Source organism: Actinacidiphila rubida (assembly GCF_900110255.1).
GTDB classification, from domain to species: Bacteria; Actinomycetota; Actinomycetes; order Streptomycetales; family Streptomycetaceae; genus Actinacidiphila; species Actinacidiphila rubida.
Window position 1 is genome coordinate 1 of the sequence record NZ_FODD01000071.1, and the last position, 19,178, is coordinate 19,178.

11 protein-coding genes are annotated in these 19,178 nt (G+C 74.1%); 4 read left to right on the forward strand and 7 right to left on the reverse strand.

Annotated elements, in window-relative coordinates:
* Positions 1 to 474: alpha/beta hydrolase (locus tag BMW99_RS37110; RefSeq protein WP_177226150.1), on the reverse strand; the 474-nt coding region annotated here is incomplete at its 3' end.
* Between the two features lie 209 nt (positions 475 to 683).
* Here BMW99_RS37110 and BMW99_RS37115 point away from each other — a divergent pair.
* Positions 684 to 1,577: a helix-turn-helix transcriptional regulator gene (locus tag BMW99_RS37115; protein ID WP_069465301.1), complete on the forward strand. Its 894-nt coding sequence runs from the start codon at positions 684 to 686 to the stop codon at positions 1,575 to 1,577.
* A 70-nt stretch (positions 1,578 to 1,647) separates the two neighbouring features.
* On the opposite strand, the gene BMW99_RS37120 is transcribed toward BMW99_RS37115, so the two are convergent.
* Entirely contained in the window at positions 1,648 to 2,730 is a 1,083-nt protein-coding gene (locus BMW99_RS37120) for an LLM class flavin-dependent oxidoreductase (protein ID WP_075018337.1), read from the reverse strand.
* Between the two features lie 620 nt (positions 2,731 to 3,350).
* Positions 3,351 to 5,177, reverse strand: a complete 1,827-nt coding sequence (locus BMW99_RS37125; RefSeq protein WP_245791780.1) for a lectin — start codon at positions 5,175 to 5,177, stop codon at positions 3,351 to 3,353.
* Between the two features lie 194 nt (positions 5,178 to 5,371).
* Between BMW99_RS37125 and BMW99_RS37130 the strand changes: the two genes are divergently transcribed.
* Positions 5,372 to 7,189, forward strand: a complete 1,818-nt coding sequence (locus BMW99_RS37130; RefSeq protein WP_245791781.1) for an adenylyl cyclase — start codon at positions 5,372 to 5,374, stop codon at positions 7,187 to 7,189.
* Positions 7,190 to 7,261: 72 nt separating this feature from the next.
* On the opposite strand, the gene BMW99_RS37135 is transcribed toward BMW99_RS37130, so the two are convergent.
* On the reverse strand, positions 7,262 to 8,239 hold the full coding sequence (locus BMW99_RS37135; protein WP_079138697.1) for a helix-turn-helix transcriptional regulator: 978 nt from the start codon (positions 8,237 to 8,239) through the stop codon (positions 7,262 to 7,264).
* Positions 8,240 to 8,465: 226 nt separating this feature from the next.
* Between BMW99_RS37135 and BMW99_RS37140 the strand changes: the two genes are divergently transcribed.
* Entirely contained in the window at positions 8,466 to 12,737 is a 4,272-nt protein-coding gene (locus tag BMW99_RS37140) for a PQQ-binding-like beta-propeller repeat protein (protein ID WP_143080613.1), read from the forward strand.
* A gap of 81 nt (positions 12,738 to 12,818) precedes the next feature.
* Here the strand turns inward: BMW99_RS37140 and BMW99_RS37145 are convergent, their stop codons facing one another.
* Both BMW99_RS37145 and BMW99_RS37150 read right to left on the reverse strand, forming a co-directional pair.
* Positions 12,819 to 13,418, reverse strand: a complete 600-nt coding sequence (locus BMW99_RS37145; RefSeq protein WP_069462261.1) for a PadR family transcriptional regulator — start codon at positions 13,416 to 13,418, stop codon at positions 12,819 to 12,821.
* A gap of 28 nt (positions 13,419 to 13,446) precedes the next feature.
* Entirely contained in the window at positions 13,447 to 15,480 is a 2,034-nt protein-coding gene (locus BMW99_RS37150; RefSeq protein WP_069462262.1) for an oxidoreductase, read from the reverse strand.
* A gap of 201 nt (positions 15,481 to 15,681) precedes the next feature.
* On the opposite strand from BMW99_RS37150, the gene BMW99_RS37155 reads away from it, so the two are divergent.
* Positions 15,682 to 16,326, forward strand: a complete 645-nt coding sequence (locus tag BMW99_RS37155; RefSeq protein WP_069462263.1) for a TetR/AcrR family transcriptional regulator — start codon at positions 15,682 to 15,684, stop codon at positions 16,324 to 16,326.
* Positions 16,327 to 16,356: 30 nt separating this feature from the next.
* On the opposite strand, the gene BMW99_RS37160 is transcribed toward BMW99_RS37155, so the two are convergent.
* Positions 16,357 to 18,774: an ATP-binding SpoIIE family protein phosphatase gene (locus BMW99_RS37160; protein WP_075018339.1), complete on the reverse strand. Its 2,418-nt coding sequence runs from the start codon at positions 18,772 to 18,774 to the stop codon at positions 16,357 to 16,359.
* Positions 18,775 to 19,178: the final 404 nt, after the last annotated feature.

Below are 19,178 nucleotides of genomic sequence, written 5' to 3' on the forward strand. Positions count from 1 at the left end.
GCCCTGGAAGACCGCCGGGTCCTGCGTGCCGTCCGCGCCGTTGCGGAACTGGCGGGCGATGTCGACGGCCGAGACGGTACCGACCGCCCTGATGCGGTGGTCGGACGCCGCGGACGACAGCACGTAGCCGCCGGAGGCGCAGATGCCGAGCGCGCCGATCCGCGCCGGATCGACGCCGTCCCGCACGGCGAGGAAGGAGACCGCGGCCCTGATGTCCTCGACGCGCTGCGCCGGGTCCTCCAGACCGCGCGGCTCGCCCGCGCTCTCACCCTGGTAGGCCGCGTCGAAGGTCAGCGTGACGAAGCCCCGCTCGGCCAGGTGCCGCGCGTACAGGCCGGCCGCCTGTTCCTTGACGCCCGTGCCGGGGTGGCTCACCACGATCGCCGGACGCGGGCCCGCGCTCGCGCCGTCGGGGGTGTAGAGGTGCCCGGCGAGCTTCAGGCCGGCACTGAGGAAGGTGACGTCGGTACGCATGGAGTGCTCCAGTCGTGTCGGGTGCGGTGCGGCGGTCGCCACGGCGATCGCCGGGTCCGCCCGGGGAGGGCCCGGGAGTCGGGCCCCGCGGCCGCCGGTCGCGGCCACACCCCCACCTTCTGCCGCCGGCACCGCCGCGACCAGGGAGGACTCTGCCTATGCACGCCAGTACCAGGCACGCTTCCGCCGGCCCGACGGACACTGGACGCATGGACGCGAAGGGCACCGCCTCCGGCGGCAACGAACTGGGCGACTTCCTGCGCGCGCGCCGCGCCGGACTCGACCCGCAGACACTGGGTTTCCCCGACGACGGCCGGATGCGGCGCGTGCCGGGGCTGCGCCGCGAGGAGCTGGCCCAGCTGGCGCACGTCAGCATCGACTACGTCGTGCGCCTGGAGCAGGGGCGCACCCGGCGGGTGTCCCGCCCCGTGCTCGACGCCCTCGCCGACGCCCTGCAGCTCGCGCCGGACGAGCGGGACTACCTGTTCACCGTCGCCGACGTCACCCCCGCCACCACCCCCCCGGCGGCGGCCCGGCCGAACGTCGACCCGCAGCTCCAGCAGTTGCTGTCGACCATGCACGACGTCCCCGCCATGATCCTCAACCGCCGGATGGACGTCCTGGCCTGGAACCGTGGCGCGGCCGCCCTGCTCACCGACTTCGCCGCCCTCGCGCCCGCCGAGCGCAACCTGATCCGCCTGACCTTCCTGGACGAGGACTTCCGCGCCCTGTACCAGGACTGGACGCGCGCCGCCCGCGAGTGCGTCGCCGTGCTGCGCATGGAGGCCGGCCGCCACCCGAAGGACCGGGCACTCGCCACCCTGATCGGCGAACTCAGCCTGCACGACCCCGACTTCAGGACGTGGTGGGCCGACCACCAGGTGCGCGGGCCACGCCAGCTCACCAAGACCTACCTGCACCCGCTGGCGGGCCCGATCACCCTGGACGTCCAGCAGTTCTCCGTGGACACCCGCCCCGACCAGCAGCTGATCGCCTACACCGCGCCGCCCGACTCCCCGTCCCAGGACGCCCTGCGCTTCGTGCTGCAGTGGGCCGCCGACCCCGGGAAGGCACCCGCGACCCCCAGCCGGCCCGAGGCGTAGCAAGGACGCCGGACGGCTCCCGCCCCGACGGACCCCCGGCCGTCGGCCCCGCGCCGCCGGCCGTCCGGCATCAGCCGACCGGGGCGTCCGCGGCACGCAGCCTCGGCAGCAGCTGGTCGCCGATGCGCGCGATCTCCTCCCGGTACGGAGTGTCGGACAGCACGAAGTGCGTGATGCCGAGCCGCCGGTACGCGTCCAGCGCCTCGGCGACCTCCCGCGCCGAGCCGACCAGCCATGTCGTGCCCGCGCCGCCCCCGCCGAACCGCCCCGGCGCCGTGTACAGGCAGGTGTCGAGCACGTCGCCCCGGGCGGCCAGATCAAGCAGCCGCCGCTGACCCACGGCCGTCCGGCGGTCGCCCGTCCACGTCTGCTCACCGTCCCGCTCCGCCATCCGCGCGACCTTCTCCTCGGCGGCGCGCCACGCCTCCTCCGTCGTGTCGCGGACCACGGTGGTGATCCGCAGTCCGAACTCCAGCGGCTTGTGGCGCCGTTCGAGGCGCGCGCTCAACGCCCGCAGCCGGTCGATGCGTTCGGCCAGCCCGTCCAGCGGCTCCCCCCAGAACAGCTGCACATCCGCCTCGGCGGCCGACACCCGCTCGGCGGCCTCGGAGGCACCACCGAAGTACAGCGTGGGATGGACCCGTTCACCCGACCGGTACGGGTGCGGGCTCACCGTCGAGTCCGCCACCTCGAAGTGCTCACCGCGGAAGGTCACCCGCTCCTCGGTCCACAGCCGCCGCACCAGTTGCAGGAACTCCCGCGTGCGGTCGTAGCGTTGGGCGGGATCGGCCTTCCCGTCGCCGTAGGCGGCCAGGTGGTCGAGTCCGCTGACGATGTTCACCAGCACCCGGCCGCGGCTGAGCCGGTCCAGGGTCGCCGCCGCGCTGGCGAAGTGCGCGGGCTGCCAGTAGCCGGGCCGGACGGCGATCAGCGGCTGGAACACCGTGGTCCTGGCGGCCAGTGCCGTGGCGAGCGTGAAGGTGTCCGGACGCCCCCAGCCGGTGCCGATGAGGGCGCCGCCCCAGCCGTGCCGCTCGACGGCGAGTGCGAGGTCGGTGGCGTACTCCACGGACCCCCACCCGTCGGTCGTGTCGTCGCCCCGGTGGCCCGGTTCGACGGTGTTGGGGATGTACCACAGGAATTGCGGGCTCATGGCGTGTCCGATCGGGCGTGACGGAATGGCGGGGCAGCGGGGTAGCGGAAGGGCGCAACGACGGAACGACGGAATGACGGAATGACGGAATGGCTCGATGACGGCATGGCGGAACGGTGCGATGGCGCCGTCACGGAGTGATCGAGACGACCGCCCGGCCGCATGACGGAATCGCCTGGTGCGGGTGAGCGTGGCCTGGAGGCGGCGGAAATGCTTTCGGGTCCTGCCGGGCACGGAAATGCCGGGTGTCCCGTGGCAGGCCGGCGTGCGGGGCGCGGGCCCGCCGGCCAGGTCGGCGTGCTAGCGACGGGTGCGGGCGGCGGCGACCCGGCAGCCGCGAGCGGTGCGTCGACAGCGGAGCGCGGAACGGTACGGGCGGCGGTCCGCCCTCCTCGGCGTGGTGTGCGGGCTGTGCGTCCGTCCGGCCATGCCTCGATTCTCGAAGGGCCGCCGGCAGCCGGTCAACAATGCAACTCCGTGAATTAAGTCCGCCACCCGATCGTCCCTTTGCGCCGCCGTTTCGCCGCCGTCGGAGGCGGCGCGGGATGGTGCTCCACGCGGCGGCGCCCGTCTCCCTGCCGGAGCAGGGGAGACGGGCGCCGCCGTCCAGGTGGATCCGGTCAGGACGGCAGGGTCCACTTCTGTGCGGAGCTGCCGTTGCAGGTGTAGAGCTGGAGCCGGGTACCGGCGGTGGTCGAGGAGTTGGGGTCGTCCAGGCACAGGCCCGAGTGGCGGTTCACCAGCTGGCCGGAGGCCGTGGCCTCCCACTGCTGCGCTCCGGTGCCGTTGCAGGTCCACAGCTGCATCAGCGTGCCGTTGGTGGTCCCGGAGTGGTCGGCGTCCAGGCAGGAGCCCAGCGCCCGCAGGGTGCCGTCGGCGGCCACCGTCCACTTCTGGGCGTCAGTGGTGTTGCAGCCCCAGACCTGCACCGGGTTGCCGTCCGTGGCCGCGTTGTTCGCGTCGTCCACGCAGAGCGACGAGGACACGCCCGCGACGACGTTGCCCGACCTGGCCGCCGGGGCAGCGGGGGTCGTCCAGTTCTGCGCGGCGCTGCCGTTGCAGGTGTAAAGCTGGAGCTGGGTGCGCTCGGTGGCCGAGGAGCCGGGATCGTCCAGGCAGAGCGACGACTGCGGGTTCACCAGCGAGCCGGCGGCCCCCGCCTTCCACTGCTGCGCCCCGGAGCCGTTGCAGGTCCACAACTGGACGAGCGTGCCGTTGGTGGTGCCGCCGCTCGCGGCGTCCAGGCACTTGCCCAGGGTGCGGACCGTGCCGTCGTCGGCGATCGTCCAGTCCTGGGCGGCCGTTCCGTCGCAGCCGTAGATCTGCACGTGACTGCCGTCACCCGTCGAGGAACCCGCGTCGTCCAGGCACAGGCCGGCCGACACGGCCGAGGTGATCGGGCCGGTGCGCGGCGACGGCGGTGCGACCGGGTCGCCGCCGTACGACGGGGGAGCGGCCGAAGCGGCCGTCGCCCACGAGGTGTCGGCGCTCGTGCCGAGCGTGAAGTCGAGGGTGCCGCCGGACGTGACGGCGCCGGCCGGCGCGTAGGCGTTGTTCCAGCCGGCGCCGTTCCAGGTCGCCGACTGCACGTAGGGCGCGTTGTCCGCCGCGCCGTTGCCGTTGACGGTCAGTGTCCCGCCCGACGGCAGGGTCACCACCGCCTGAGTGAACATCGGCGAGCCCAGGGCGAGGTCCGAGGTGCCCGGGGTCTCCGGGAACATGCCCAGCGCCGACCACACGTACCAGGCGCTCATCGCCCCCAGGTCGTCGTTGCCGTCGGCCAGGCCGTCGGGCGCGTCGCGCCAGATCTGGTCCTGGATCGCGCGGACCGTCCCCTGGGTCCTGTACGGGGCGCCCGTGTAGTCGTACTCCCACGGCAGTTCGATGCTCGGCTCGTTGCCGACCCACGCGTAGCCGCTGTCGCCGGTGAAGCTGCGCAGCACCGTGTCGAGGTAGTGGGTCATCGCGGTGCCGCCGCCCTTGGCCTGCGCCAGTCCCGCGAGGTCGAACGGCACCATGCCGGTGTAGATGAACGAGTCGCCCTCGACCATGTCGTCGCCGCTGGTCGGGTCGAAGCCGCCGACCCAGGTGCCGTCGGCGTTGCGGGACTGCACCAGGCCCGAGGCCGGGTTGATCACGTTCCGCCAGTTCTGCGCGCGGTCCAGGTAGGTGGTGCGGTTCGCGCTGTCGCCCAGCGCCTTCGCGAGCGCGGAGACCGCGAAGTCCGCCGTGGCGTACTCCAGCGTGGTGGCGGCCGGACCGTAGAAGTTGCAGCACCCGTAACTGCCGTCGTGCGGCATGTAGCCCGGCGCGTCGAGGTAGTTCAGGCCCGGCCGGTCGTCGGTGGCGGTCGAGGCCTGGTGCACCAGGCCGCTCAGCGCCGTCGAGGCGTCGAAGCCGGTGGCGCCGAACGCGTAGTAGGGCGCTGAGAGAGCGCTCTCGCGCAACCTACTCAGGCGTCATGACCCCGTCAATGACGCGTACCGGTGCCACCGTCACGAACCGGACGGGCGAGCCGAGTTGGGTCGTCCTGTTTATTGACGCTGCATGGCGCCGATGATTCACTCTCCCCCTGAGAGCGCTCTCTGGCGGTTGAGGACCAGCCGCAATGTCCTCCGCATCCACCACTTCAGGGAGAGCCGTGTCCGTCATTCCCTCTCGCCGCACCGTGCTCCGCGGAGCGGCGGCCGCCGCAGCGGTTCCGCTGGCCGGCGCCGTCTCCAGCGGGTCCGCCCGCGCCTCGTCCGCGTCGCCGTCGGCGTCCCCCGCCGGGTCGCCGCACAGCGCCGGACTGGGCCCCAACGTCCTGGTGTTCGACCCGTCGATGGGTGACGCGGCGATCCAGGCGCAGGTCGACGCCGTGTTCACCACACAGCAGTCCAACCAGTTCGGCAGCGAGCGGTACGCGCTGGCCTTCATGCCGGGCACCTACACCGTCGACATCAACGTCGGCTTCTACACCCACGTACTGGGACTCGGCGAGAGCCCGGACGACGTGGTGATCAACGGCCATGTCACGGTCGACGCCCAGTGGTTCGACGGCAACGGCACGCAGAACTTCTGGCGCGCCGCGGAGAACCTGACGATCGTGCCGCCGGACGGCCTCAACCGGTGGGCCGTCGCCCAGGCCGGGCCGATGCGGCGGGTGCACGTCAAGGGCAACATGACGCTGTGGCCGAGCCCGCCCGGCAACCGCTGGTCCAGCGGCGGCTTCCTGGCCGACAGCGTGGTGGACGGCTACGTCGAGTCCGGCTCCCAGCAGCAGTGGCTGTCGCGCAACGACACCTTCGGCAGCTGGACCGGCTCCAACTGGAACATGGTGTTCGTCGGCGCCCAGGGCGCGCCCGCGCAGAGCTTCCCGACGCCGCCGATGACCACGATCGACCGCACGCCGGTCGTCCGCGAGAAGCCGTTCCTGACCGTGGACAGGCACGGGTCGTACCAGGTCTTCGTGCCCGCCCTGCGCCGCGACAGCACCGGCACCACCTGGGCGGGCGGCCGCGCGGCCGGCCACGGCGTCGCGCTGTCGCGCTTCTTCGTGGCCCGGCCGGGAGACTCGGCCGCCGACATCAACCGCGCCCTGGCCAGGGGACAGCACCTGCTGTTCACCCCGGGCGTGTACGAGCTGTCCTCGACGATCCAGGTGTCCCGCCCCGGCACGATCGTGCTCGGCCTGGGCTACACGACGCTGCGCTCGACGCACGGCAACACGCTGATCGACGTCGCGGACGTCGACGGCGTCACCGTCGCCGGCGTGCTGATCGAGGCGGCCTCGGCGCACACCCCGGTGCTGCTCAAGGTCGGCGACGGCTGTGGCCGCCACCGCCACGACAACGACCCGACCGTGCTCTTCGACGTGTTCGCGCGCATCGGCGGCGCCGTCGCGGGCGGCGCGGGCGTCAGCGTCCAGATCGACAGCCACGACGTGATCCTCGACCACCTGTGGCTGTGGCGCGCCGACCACGGCCTCGACGGCACGGTGGGCTGGGCGGTCAACCCGGCCGACACCGGCATCGCCGTCAACGGCGACCACGTCACCGCCTACGGGCTGTTCGTCGAGCACTACCAGAAGTACGAGGTGATCTGGAACGGCGAACACGGCCGCACCTACTTCTTCCAGAACGAGAACCCGTACGACGTGCCGACCCAGTCGGCCTGGGTGCACGGCTCCACCAACGGCTACGCGTCCTACAAGGTCGGCGACCACGTCCGGGACCACCAGGCGTGGGGCCTCGGCAGCTACTGCTTCTTCAACCTCAACGCCGACATCTACACCGACCACACCTACGAGGTCCCGGACACTCCGGGCGTGGTGTTCACCGACCTGATGACCGTGTGCCTCAACGGCCCGGGCGGGGGAGGCATGCTGCACGCCGTCAACGGCGCCGGCGACCCGGTGCAGAACGGCTTCGCCGTCTACAACATGAAGCGCTACTCCAACGGCGTGGCCACCGTCTGACCCCGCCGCCGCTGACGGGGCCGGGCGCGTCGTACGGCCGCCCGGCCCCGTTCCGCGCGTGCGCGGGTGCCGTCACAGCCAGCCGCGGCGGACCGCCTGCGCGCCCGCCTGGAAGCGGCTGGTTGCGCCGAGCCGGGCGGTCAGGTCGGTGATGCGGCGGCGCAGGGTGCGTTCGCTGACGGAGAGCTGGCGCACGATCGCCTCGTCCTTGAGGCCGGCGTTCAGCAGGTGCAGCAGCGCCCGCTCGGCGGGCGAGAGGTCGGGGTGGGCGTCGCCCGCCGCGACCGTGCGGGAGAACACCGGCACGGCCTGCGCCCAGTGGGCCTCGAACAGCTCGCCCAGCGCGTCGCACAGCCGTGAGCGGCGGACCAGGGCGGCCGTGGTGCGGGTGCCCTCGGCGCTCGCGGTGAGCGGGATCACCGCGTCCCGGCCGTCGATCAGGACCATCTTCAGCGGGACGCGGGGCGCCACCCGCGCCTGCTCCCCGAGGCCCACCAGCGCGCGCAGCCGTTCGGCCCGGTCGGGTATCTCCAGCACCTCCGACGCGTACAGGGCGCGCACGCCGATACCCCGCCGCAGCAGGTCGAGTTCGGACTCCGACGCGGTGCCGTCGACCGTCACGTAGGGCGGCGCGTCGAAGGCGAGGACCTCCCGCTCCGCGCCCGCCATCAGCTCCGACAGCCGGGCGGTGATGGCCGCCGGGCCTTCGATCACCTCGATCAGCCGGTGCATGTCGGTGCGCAGCATGCGCTCGTGGAACTCGGCCGCGTACACCTCCAGGGCGGACGCCGTGCGGTCCAGGTCGTCGCGCCGGGACCGGATCAGCGCCGCGAGCCCCAGCCGGGGGTCCACCGCGCCGTAGCGCACCGGCCGGCCGGCCAGCTGCTCGACCAACTGGGCCTGCAGCAGCGTCTCCACGGCCTTGCGGGCGGCCGCCGGCGTGAGGTCGGGCAGCAGTTCGCCCAGCTCCGGGAGGCTGACGGGCGACCGGGTCAGCACGACGCGGTAGACGCGTTCGGTGGACTCGTCCAGGCCCACGGATTCCAGCACGGCACCCCTTCCCCGGCCGCCGGATCGCGGCGGCACCCTCGGCCGCCTGCGGCGGCGCACCCGGAGCGGCAGTGTAACCAGTGGCCGATACCAGCAGTTGACCGGAATCGGTCACGCTTCGCCCTCCCTTTCGCGGGACCGCGCTGTCAGAGTTCTGCCACTCCCCGTGCGGCGGCGTGCCTGTTGGGCCGTGCCGCGGCGCCCGAGACGGAAGTGACGGAACACCATGAGACGAACCAGGGGCCGAACCAGGGGCATACGCGCCGGCACGGCCGCCATCGTGCTGGCGGTCGGCGCCGCCCTGCTGGCAGGACCGGCGGCCAGCGCGAGCAGCCCGGCCGGCGCCGCGGACGGCGGTCGCGGCCGGCACGGCATCCACCTGGACGCCGGCAGCATCGCCAGGCTCAGCAAGCGCTTCGAGAACCGCGTCGACGGGACGCCCGGACAGGTGGCCGCGCAGGAGGGCAGCAGCAGCGCCACCGCACCCGCGGCCGGTTCCGGCAGCGGCGGCGCCCCGGGCGCGACGGCCGGTTCCGGTGCCACGGCCGGCACGGACGCGTCCGGCACGCTCGGCCTGAAGGAGACCGGCCAGGCCGAGACCGCCCGCGGCTACGCGGAGACCGCCGTCCTCGGCGGCACCGACGACTGGGTGGGCGTCTTCTCCGGCGGCACCGTCACGCGCTACGACGCCCACGGCACGCCCGTCTGGAACCGCACCGCCACGTCCCTGTACCAGGACTGGAAGGTCCAGCCGACGCTCTGGTACCAGCCCGACCCGTACCTGCCGAACCTGTACGAGGGCTACAACCCCTACGGGATGTCGACGACCGGCACGCACCCGTACGCGACCGCCGACTTCACGGGTGACGGGGTCGCGGACGTCGCCGTGGCCTACGCCGTCGCCGACTACCCGTTCCGGCCGTTCACCTCGCCCGGCTCCCAACTCGACTACGGCACCTTCGTCACCATCCTCGACGGCCGCACCGGAAAGACGGCTTGGAGCAAGCTGATCCCCGGCTACGTCGGCAACATGCTGGTCCAGGACGGCACCCTGGTCGTCGCCGACTCCACCGGGCCGGACTGGACGTACGACCCGACGCCCGAGCAGGGCGACAGCCGCAGCAGTCTCACGGCCTACCGCTTCGGGCGGGCCGCCGGCGGCACGCTTACCGGCACCGCGGCCTGGACGTACTCCACCCACGCGCCGAACGCCCACTGGGGCGACCTGCAGAGCATCGGCGGCGGGCGGATCACCGCGTCCTGGTCCGACACGCCGTTCGGCCTCGGCACCCCGCGCCCCGCCGCCGGCCACGTCCTGGTGCTGGACGGCGCCGACGGCCACGTCGCCGTCGACACCAGGACCCCCGGGTACCCGCGGATGCTGGCCCAGGACCCGCAGACCGGGCGGGTGCTGGTCGTCGAGCAGAACGACCCGTTCGACGAGGTCCGCTGGGACCTCACCAGCATCGACCCGCACTCCGGCGCCCGCGCGGTGGTGACCTCCCGCGAGGGCACCATCCCCGAGGCGTTCCGCGTCGTCCCCGACGCCCACGGCAAGGAGGCGCGCTACGCCGTCGCCGAGCTGGGCATCAACGCCGACCTGACGGACGGCCGGAGCACCGTCTCCGGCTGGGACGCCCAGGGCGGCACCACCTGGTCGTACACCACCGCCTCGACCGTCGGCGGCCCCAACGCGCCGGTGATGGCCCTGGACTACGACACGCACGGCAACGGCGAGGTCGTCGCCTCCGTGTCCGATCCCGCGCCCGACACCGCCGCCCTGCAGAACGGCCCCGAGCACACCCAGCTGCTCGCGTTCGACGCGGCCGACGGCAGCGTGGACTGGAAGAAGGAGGGCGCGGTCTCCGGCGACCAGCTCACCGCGTACCACGGGCGGCTGCTCACCGTCGGCTACGACGAGACGGCCTACCTCACCGACCCGCAGGACGGGAGCGCGCAGACCCTCCCGCTGCTCGGCGACCCGTACGCCGCCGTCGCCCTCGACGTGAACGGTGACGGCGTCAAGGACCTGGTCGTCGGCGGCCAGAGCCGCGGCGTGTTCGCGCTCGACGGACGCGCGCTGAAGAAGGGGACCGCGGCGATCCTGTGGCGGGCCACGGTCGGCGGCTCGGTCCACCGGCTCCAGGAGGGACGGTTCGCGGACCGCCACGGCCGCCCGGCCGACTCCCTCGTCGCCGCCACCGGCACCGGCTTCGCCGTGCTCGACGCCCGTACGGGCGCCGTGCGCAGCCAGGTTGCCGTGCACGGTTCCTACGTCGGCGCGGTGACCGTGACCGGCGACGGGCACGGTGGTTCGCAGATCGTGGTGCCCGGCAGCACGCTGACCGCGTACACAGCGGACGGCGACGTGAACTGGACCTACCGGCCCGCCGGGACCAAGGGCAAGGCGCTGGTGTTCTCCACCGCCGCCACCGACGGCGCCGGCCACCTGCTCCTCGAGTACGGCGGCGCCTACCCCGCCACCGGCACCGCCACGGTCTCCGACCCGGCGCCGACCGCCGTCAGCCTGGACGCGGCCACCGGCACTCCCGTGTGGACCCGCGCCACCGACGACTCCGGCAGCGCCGCCTGGGTCGCCCCCGGCTCGAGCGTGCTCGCCGACCCCGGCGTCCCCGGCGCCGACGGCCACGCCGCGGCCTTCGCGTTCCGCGGCCAACTGTCCGCCGGCACGCACCTGGTGGAGATGCTCGACACCCGCACCGGCGACGTGGCGGCGAGCCACACGACGGCCGGCGCGGTCTCGTTCGAGTCCTTCACCGCCGCCAAGGCGATCGGCCTGGTCGAGACCAAGCAGTTCGACACCACCGTCTACCCGCCGGGCGACGCCGCCCCCTACGAGGTCTCCGACTTCCTCAACTCCACGAGCGGCGTGGTCGCCGACACCGCGGACGGCACCGAGGCGTTCGTCGCCGCGGAGCAGGGACTGTGGGCCTTCGGCGCCCCGCTGCCGACCGACGGCAGCACGCTGCTGCACGACGCGAGGGCGTTCGCCCTGGGCGCCAACGCGGTCCAGCGCGTGGACCTGGACGGCGGCAAGGCGACGGACATCCTCGGCCTGGCCTTCGACTGGCGCGACTACGACCTGTCGCTCCAGCAGGTGGGCTCCGGCGGCTTCGCCGCGGACTACTACCCGCACGGCGTGTCGACGTACCAGCTGACCGACGACGGGAGCACCACGCCGGACGCCGCCGCGAAGAGCGCCACGGCGAAGAGCAGCAGGGCGAGCGCCACGGGCGTGACGGCCCCGGGCACGACGGCCGCTCCGGACCAGTCGCGGCCCACCCAGGCCGCACCGGCCGACGCCAGTGCCGGTCCGCTGCCCGGCGCCTCACTGCCGATCGCCCGCACGGCGCTGCCGGTCCAGGTGAAGGCCACCCTCCCGGCGGCCGCCGCGCAGAGCGACGGCGCCGCCAACGCCGCCGAGACGACCCGCGGTTACACCCCGCAGCAGATCTCGGCGCGGCTCGGCCTCAAGGGCGACGGCACCGGGCAGACCGTCGCCATCGTCGACGCCTACGACTACCCGACGGCCGAGGCGGACCTGAACCACTTCGCCGAGCACTTCGGCCTGCCGCAGACCTGCGGCTCGGCGGACGCGGGCACCGACTGCTTCGACTTCCGGACGCAGTTCGCCGACGGCACCCGGCCGGACGGCAACACCGGCTGGAACGAGGAGGCGGCGCTGGACATCGAGTGGGTGCACTCGGTCGCCCCGCACGCGGCGATCGTCCTGGTCGAGTCCGCCGACGCCTCGATGGGGGCGCTGGAGCGGGCCGACGACGCGGCCGCGGCGTTGCATCCGGCCGCGGTCAGCAACAGCTGGGGCTCCTCGGAGTTCTCCGAGGAGGGCTTCTACGACCGGCACTGCGAGCTCGCCGACTCGGTGTGCGTCCAGTCCACCGGAGACGCCGGCTACCCGTCCGGCTACTCCTCGACCAACCCGTACGTGCTCGCCGTCGGCGGCACGAACCTGCAGCTGGACGCCGACGGCACCACCACCGGCGAGACCGCGTGGAGCTCGACCGGCGGTGGCCTGAGCTACTTCGAGCCGCGTCCGGCCTACCAGGACGGCGTGCAGTCGTCGCCGCTGCGCGCCACGCCCGACGTCAGCATGGTCGCCGACCCGCGCACCGGTGTGCCGGTGTACGTCTCGATGATGCAGGGCGGCACACTGCGCTCGCTGTGGCTCGAGGTGGGCGGCACCAGCCTGGCGGCGCCGATCTGGGCCGCCGTGATCGGCTCGGCCGACCAGCTGCGGGCCGCCGCGGGCAAGCCGCACCTGGCCTCCGCGGGCCCCGACGGCGACACCGCGCACGCGGACGTCTACGCGCTCGGCGGGAACTACCTGCGGGACATCACGTCCGGGTCGAACGGTGCCTGCGGGACCGAGTGCACCGCCGGCCCCGGCTACGACACCGTCACCGGCCTGGGCTCGCCGACGGCCGGGGTGGACGCCGCGCTGGCGGCCATGAAGTAGCGGACTCCCGCTGAAACAGCGGGACTTGCGGCCCGAAGGGACCGGAGGGGTCCCGGCGTAGGCCGACGCCGGGACCCCTCCTCATCCTGCCTCGCCGCCGGAGCCCTGCACGCCCGCCGCCTCCCCGGGGCCGCGGGCGGCCCCGTCGCTCCCGCCGGCCTCGACGTCCGCCAGCGTGGCGGTCAGCCACTCGATCCAGAACGTCTCCAGGCCCAGGCCCGCGCGCAGGATGTGGTGCTGGAGGCGGTTCTCGCCGGCCGCCCGCTCCGGCGGGAAGTCGTGCGCCTCGATGCCCTCGTAGAGGGCCAGCTGCTCGCGGTGCAGCGCCAGATGGCGGCGCAGCTCGGTGGCCAGTCCCGCGGTGCCCACGACGGTCGCGGCCCGCAGCCGCAGCAGCAGGGGCTCGCGGACCGGCCGCGGATCCTGGTCCTCCGCCACCCAGCGCGCCACCTCGGCCCGGCCCGCGGGCAGCACCTCGTACTCCTTGCGCCGCCCGCGGCTGGGCGGCTGGGGCAGCGCGTGGATCAGGCCGTCGCGTTCCAGCCGGTTGAGCTCGCGGTAGATCTGCTGGTGGGTCGCGGACCAGAAGAAGCCGATCGACCTGTCGAACCGCCGGGTCAGCTCCAGACCAGAGGAGGGCTTCTCCAGCAGGGCGGTGAGGATGGCGTGCGGCAGCGACATGAGCCGATCCTAGGGTCCGGCCGCGCGGCTACAGGCCCGCCGCCAGGCGGGTGCCCTGGTCGATGGCCCGCTTCGCGTCCAGCTCCGCCGCCGTGTCGGCACCCCCGATGACGTGCGGGCTCAGCCCGAGGGCGCGCAACTCCGCGTCCAGGGGCCGGTGGGGCTCCTGCCCTGCGCACAGCACCACCGTGTCCACCGCCAGCACGCGGTCCTCCCCGCCGACGCTGTAGTGCAGGCCCTCGTCATCGATCCGCCGGTACGCCGCGCCCGCGGTCGTCGTGACGCCGCGGTGCCGCAGCTCCGTGCGGTGGATCCACCCCGTGGTCCTGCCCAGGCCCGCGCCGACCTTGGTGGTCCGCCGCTGCAGCAGGTGCACGGTGCGCGGCACGGCGGCGCGGACGGCCTCGGTCACGCCGCCCGGTGCGCGCAGGGACGGGTCGACGCCCCAGCGCGCGAAGAACGCCTCCGGGTCCTGCGCCGCCTTGTCCCCGGGGTCGGTCAGGTACGCGGCGACGTCGAAGCCGATGCCGCCGGCGCCGATGACGGCGACCCGTTCGCCGACCGGTGCCGTGCCCCGCAGCACGTCGGCGTAGCCGAGGACGCTCCTGTGGTCCGACCCGGGGATGCCGGGGTCGCGCGGGGTCACACCGGTGGCGAGCACGATGTCGTCGTAGCCGGCCGCCGCGAGGTCTACGGCGGTGGCGAGGGTGCCCAGCCGCAACTCGACGCCGTGGGAGTCCAGTTGGTATGCGTAGTAGCGGAGCGTCTCGTCGAATTCCTCCTTGCCGGGCACCCGCCGGGCCAGGTTGAGCTGGCCGCCGATCTCGGGCGCGGTGTCGTACAGGGTGACGGCGTGGCCGCGCTCCGCGGCGGAGACCGCGCAGGCGAGTCCGGCCGGTCCCGCGCCCACCACGGCGACGCGCCTGCGGCGCCGGGTGGGGGAGAGCACCAGCTCCGTCTCGTGGCAGGCCCGCGGGTTCACCAGGCACGAGGTGATCCGCAGGCTGAACGTGTGGTCCAGGCACGCCTGGTTGCACCCGATGCAGGTGTTGATGGCCTCGGGCGTGCCCGCCTCGGCCTTCGCCACGAAGTCCGGGTCGGCGAGCAGCGGGCGGGCCAGCGACACCAGGTCGGCGCAGCCGTCGGCGAGCAACTGCTCGGCGACGTCGGGGGTGTTGATGCGGTTGGCGGTCACCAGGGGCACCGAGACGGAGCCCATCAGGCGCTTGGTGACCCGGGCGAAGGCGGCGCGCGGCACCTGCGTGGCGATGGTGGGGATGCGGGCCTCGTGCCAGCCGATGCCGGTGCTGATCAGGTTCGCGCCGGCCCCTTCGACCGCCCGGGCCAGGGCCGTCACCTCGTCGGGCGTCGACCCGCCCGGCACGAGGTCCAGCATCGACAGCCGGTACATGACGACGAAGTCGTCACCGACCCGCTCGCGGACGCGGCGCACGATCTCCACGGGGAACCGCATGCGGTTCTCGTACGTGCCGCCCCACTCGTCGGTGCGGCGGTTGGTGGGCGCGGCGACGAACTCGTTGACCAGATAGCCCTCGGAGCCCATGATCTCGACCCCGTCGTACCCGGCGAGCCGGGCCAGTTCCGCGCACCGGGCGAAGTCCTCGATGGTGCGCTCGACCTCGTCGCCGGTCAGCTCGTGCGGCACATGCGGGCTGATCGGGGCCTGGAGCGCGCTCGGCGCGACCAGGCCCGGGTGGTAGGCGTACCGGCCGAAGTGCAGGATCTGCAGGGCGATGCGGCCGCCCGCGGCGTGCACGGCCTCGGTGACCGGGCGGTGTGCCGCCGCCTCGTCCTCGGTGGTGAGTTTGGCGCCGTGCTCGAAGGGCCGCCCCTCGGCGTTGGGCGCGATGCCGCCGGTGACGATCAGGCCGACGCCGCCGCGGGCGCGCTCGGCGTAGAAGGCGGCCATCCGCGCGAACCCGCCGGGCGCCTCCTCCAGGCCGACGTGCATCGACCCCATCACCACCCGGTTGGGCAGCGTGGTGAAGCCCAGGTCCAGCGGGCGGAGCAGATGCGGGTACTCGGTCGCTGCCAGGGCCATCGCGGGCCTCCTCCTCGGGGTGCGGCACGGGGCGTGCGCGCGTCGACACGCCATTATGCAACTAGGTGCAAAACAGGGGAAGCCCCGCCTCCCCACCGCTCGGCGAGGTACGGGCGGCCCGGTCCCCGGCCCGGCCGCTCGCCGCGGCCCGCGCGATGCCCTAGGGTTCACCGGACCGTTCACTTTCCGGGATGCACGCAGATGAGCCGACCGACCGAGCCGAAACCGCGCGGCGAGCAGCGCCGCGGCGAGGAACTGCGCCGCCACATCCTGTTCGTGGCCAAGGACGTGTTCCTGGAGTCCGGCTACGAGCGGGCGTCGATGGACACCGTCGCCGCACGCGCCGGCACCTCCAAGCGGTCGCTCTACGCCCACTTCGAGAGCAAGGACCGGCTCTTCCTCGCGGTCCTCGACCTCGTCCACGAGCTCTACCTCGGCCGGCTCGGGACACCGGGCGACTACAGCGACGACCCCGCCGAGGCCGTCGTGCTCTTCTGCGGGCGGTTCCTGCAACTGATGGTCTGGGAGCCGCAGGTGCGCACCTGCCGGCTCAGCATCGCCGAGGCGGAGCGGCTGCCCGAAAACGCCCGGGCGTACTTCGACACCATCCACGGCAGCACCCGCGACCTGCTCACCACGTATGTCACCGACCACTTCGGCACGGCGCCCCAGGACGCGGCGGCGCTGGCCGACGACCTGCTCGGCCGCTGCGTGCTGCCCCGTCTGTTCCGCACCCTGCTCGGCGTCGAGGCCCCGCTCAGGGGCATGCCCGAACCCGCGGACCTGGCCAGGGACGTCGACCTCGACGCCGTCCGCGGCACGGTCACGGCGGCGCTGCAGGACTGATGGCGGCGCGCCCCCGGCCGACGCGCGGCGTCAGGAACGCGGAATCGGCTGCTCGGCCCAGATCGTCTTGCCGTCCCGGCCGTAGCGGCAGCCCCAGCGCGATGCGAGCTGGGCGACGATGAACAGGCCCCGGCCCCCCTCGTCGGTGGTGCGCGCCCGGCGCATCCGCGGCTGGGTGGCGCTGGCGTCGCACACCTCGCACACCAGCACGCCGTCGCGGATCAGCCGCAGCCGGATGGGCGGGCGGGCGTGCCGCACCGCGTTCGTCACCAGCTCGCTGACGATCAGCTCGGTCGTGAACGCCAGGTCGTCCAGGCCCCACTCCGCCAGCTGCCGGGCGGTCGCCTCGCGCGCGCCCGCCACCGCCTCCAGGTCCGCGGAGAACTCCCAGTCGGCCCTGTTCTCCCCGGGGATGGCGCGCGCCCGGGCCAGCATCAGCGCCACGTCGTCGCGCGGCGCCTCGATGCCCAGCTCGGCGAGGACGGCGTGCCCGGTCTCCGCCAGCGCGCGGTCCGGCCGGTACACGGTGGTGAGCGCCGCCGCCAGCCGCTGCGTGCCCTGGTCGAGGTCCGACACGACGTGGCCCTGCTCGTCCTGCTCGATCAGACCGTCGGTGTAGAGCGCGAGGACGCTGCCCGGCGGCAGGGCGACGGTGGTCGACTCGTAGGGCGTGCCGCCGACCGGGAACGGCGGCCCCGGCGAGACGTCCACGACCTCCGCCCGCCCGTCCGCCCGCAGCAGGATCGGCGGCGGGTGCCCGGCGCTGGCGATCACGCAGTGCCCCGCCACCGGGTCGTGCACCGCGTACAGGCACGTCGCGCCCACCACCACGTCGTGGTAGTACGGCTCGGACTCGTTCGCGAGGCGCTGCACCAGGTCCCCGACCCGGGTCAGCAGTTCCTCGGGGTCGAGTTCGAGGTCGGCGAGGGTCTGGATCGCCGTGCGCAGCCGGCCCATGGTGGCGCTGGCGTGGATGCCGTGCCCGAACACGTCCCCGGCGACCAGCGCCAGCCGGAACGAGGGCAGCGGGATCGCGTCGAACCAGTCCCCGCCGATCGCCTCGCCACCACCCGCCGGGAGATACACGCCCGCGGTCTCCGCGGCCGGCGTGTCGGTGGTGGCCGGCGGTAGAAGCCGCTGCTGCAGCACCCCGGCCGCCCGGTGCTCGTGGGTGTAGCGGCGCGCGTTGTCCAGCGCGATCGCGCCGCGGGTGGCCGCCGCCTCGAGCAGCGCCGCGTCGTCCGCGGTGAACGGCTCGGAGTCGCCCGTGCGCCACGCGGAGACCGCGCCCAGCGCCAGGCCGCGCGCGGCCAGCGGTGCCACCGCCACCGAGTGGAAGCCCTCGGGCAGCGGCAGCTCGTCCATCCGGGAGCCCAGCGCCGCGGCCACCTCCTCCCGGCTCAGGGCCGCGGCCTCCCCGTACCGGCCGTGCCGCAGCCCGAGATCGCCGGGCCGCCGCAGCACCGGCACGCCGTCCGGGACCGGACCGGGGGCCCAGCCGGCGTCCGGCGGAAAGGTGCCGCCGCCGCGCAGCAGGTCACCGTCCCCCGACCAGTGCGGCGGCTCCTCGCCGTCGAACACGCCCTGCAGGAGGTCGACGGCCGCCACGTCCGCGAAGCCAGGCGCCAGCACCTCCGCCAGCTCCTGGGCGGTCCGCGCCACGTCCAGCGAGTCGCCGACGCGCTCGGCCATCTCGCGGACCAAGTCCACGCGCCGCCGGTCGGGCGGCGACTCCGGCGGCGCGTCGACCAGCACCGACACCACGCCCGCCGGCCGGCCCCGCGCGTCCTCCAGCCGCACCGCCGACCAGCACAGCACCCACTGGCACTCCGGGTCGTCGCGTGCGGTCATCCGCTCGGAACTCCGGATCACCGGCACGCCCGTACTCAGCACCCGGCGCAGCAGCCCCTCCACCCGTTCCGCGTCCTCCGCCGCGGCCGCGTCGCCGAGACGGCCGCCGCCTGCCCGATCGGGGCCGCACACGGCCCGGCCGGCCGTCGCGCCGGTCTGCACCACCGACAGGTCCATGTCGTAGAGGGCCACCTCGAGGCGGCCCTCGCCGGAGAGCGCCGACAGCAGGGCGCCGTTGCGCTCCCGGCCGCTCACCCGCTGCGCGGGGGCCGCGAGGATCAGCGAGCCGCCGGGGCCGTCCATCGGGGTCGCCCGGTACACCGCGTCCACCGTCCCCTGCGGGCGGTGCCGCAGCGGGACGCGCCCCGACGCCGGGACATCGGCCTGCTCCCGGTCGGCGGCGGCGCCGGGGCCGCCGGGGTCGGTGGCGAGCAGGTCGGACACGTGGCGTCCGCAGACCTCACCGGCGGTGAACCCGGTCAGGCCCTGCGCGGTGACCGTCCAGCGCAGTACGGTCCCGCTGCGGTCGACCACGGCGGCGGCCAGGCCGTCGAAGGCGAACGGCAGCGCACCGACGTGAGGGCTGGACACGGTCATCGCGCCTCCTCACACCTCACCGTACGGGCTATCGGGGGGCCCCGCGCGTCCGCTGCGCTCGGCCAACGGGGTGCCCCCGGGGCTTGTTCCGGCGTGTGCCGCACCGTTGTCGCTTGTCGCGTCGGGGGCACCTCCCAGCCGAAGGCTGGGGGACCCCGCGCCCCCTGCGGCGTCCGGGGTGCCATGCGCTGCGCGCTGCCGTCTGCCGGTCTCGTCTCGGCTTGTCGCGCAGTTCCCCGCGCCCCCTGCGGGGCTCGTCCAGCCCCTTGCTCGCCGTCGCCGTCCGCGGGTCTCGTTTCGGCTGGTCGCGCAGTTCCTCGCGCCCCTGGCGGTGCAGGTTCGTGGGTGGGGTCAGGGGCCACTCCGGGAGTGTCTCCTCGAGCTTTGCATGGCGGCTTTTTCCG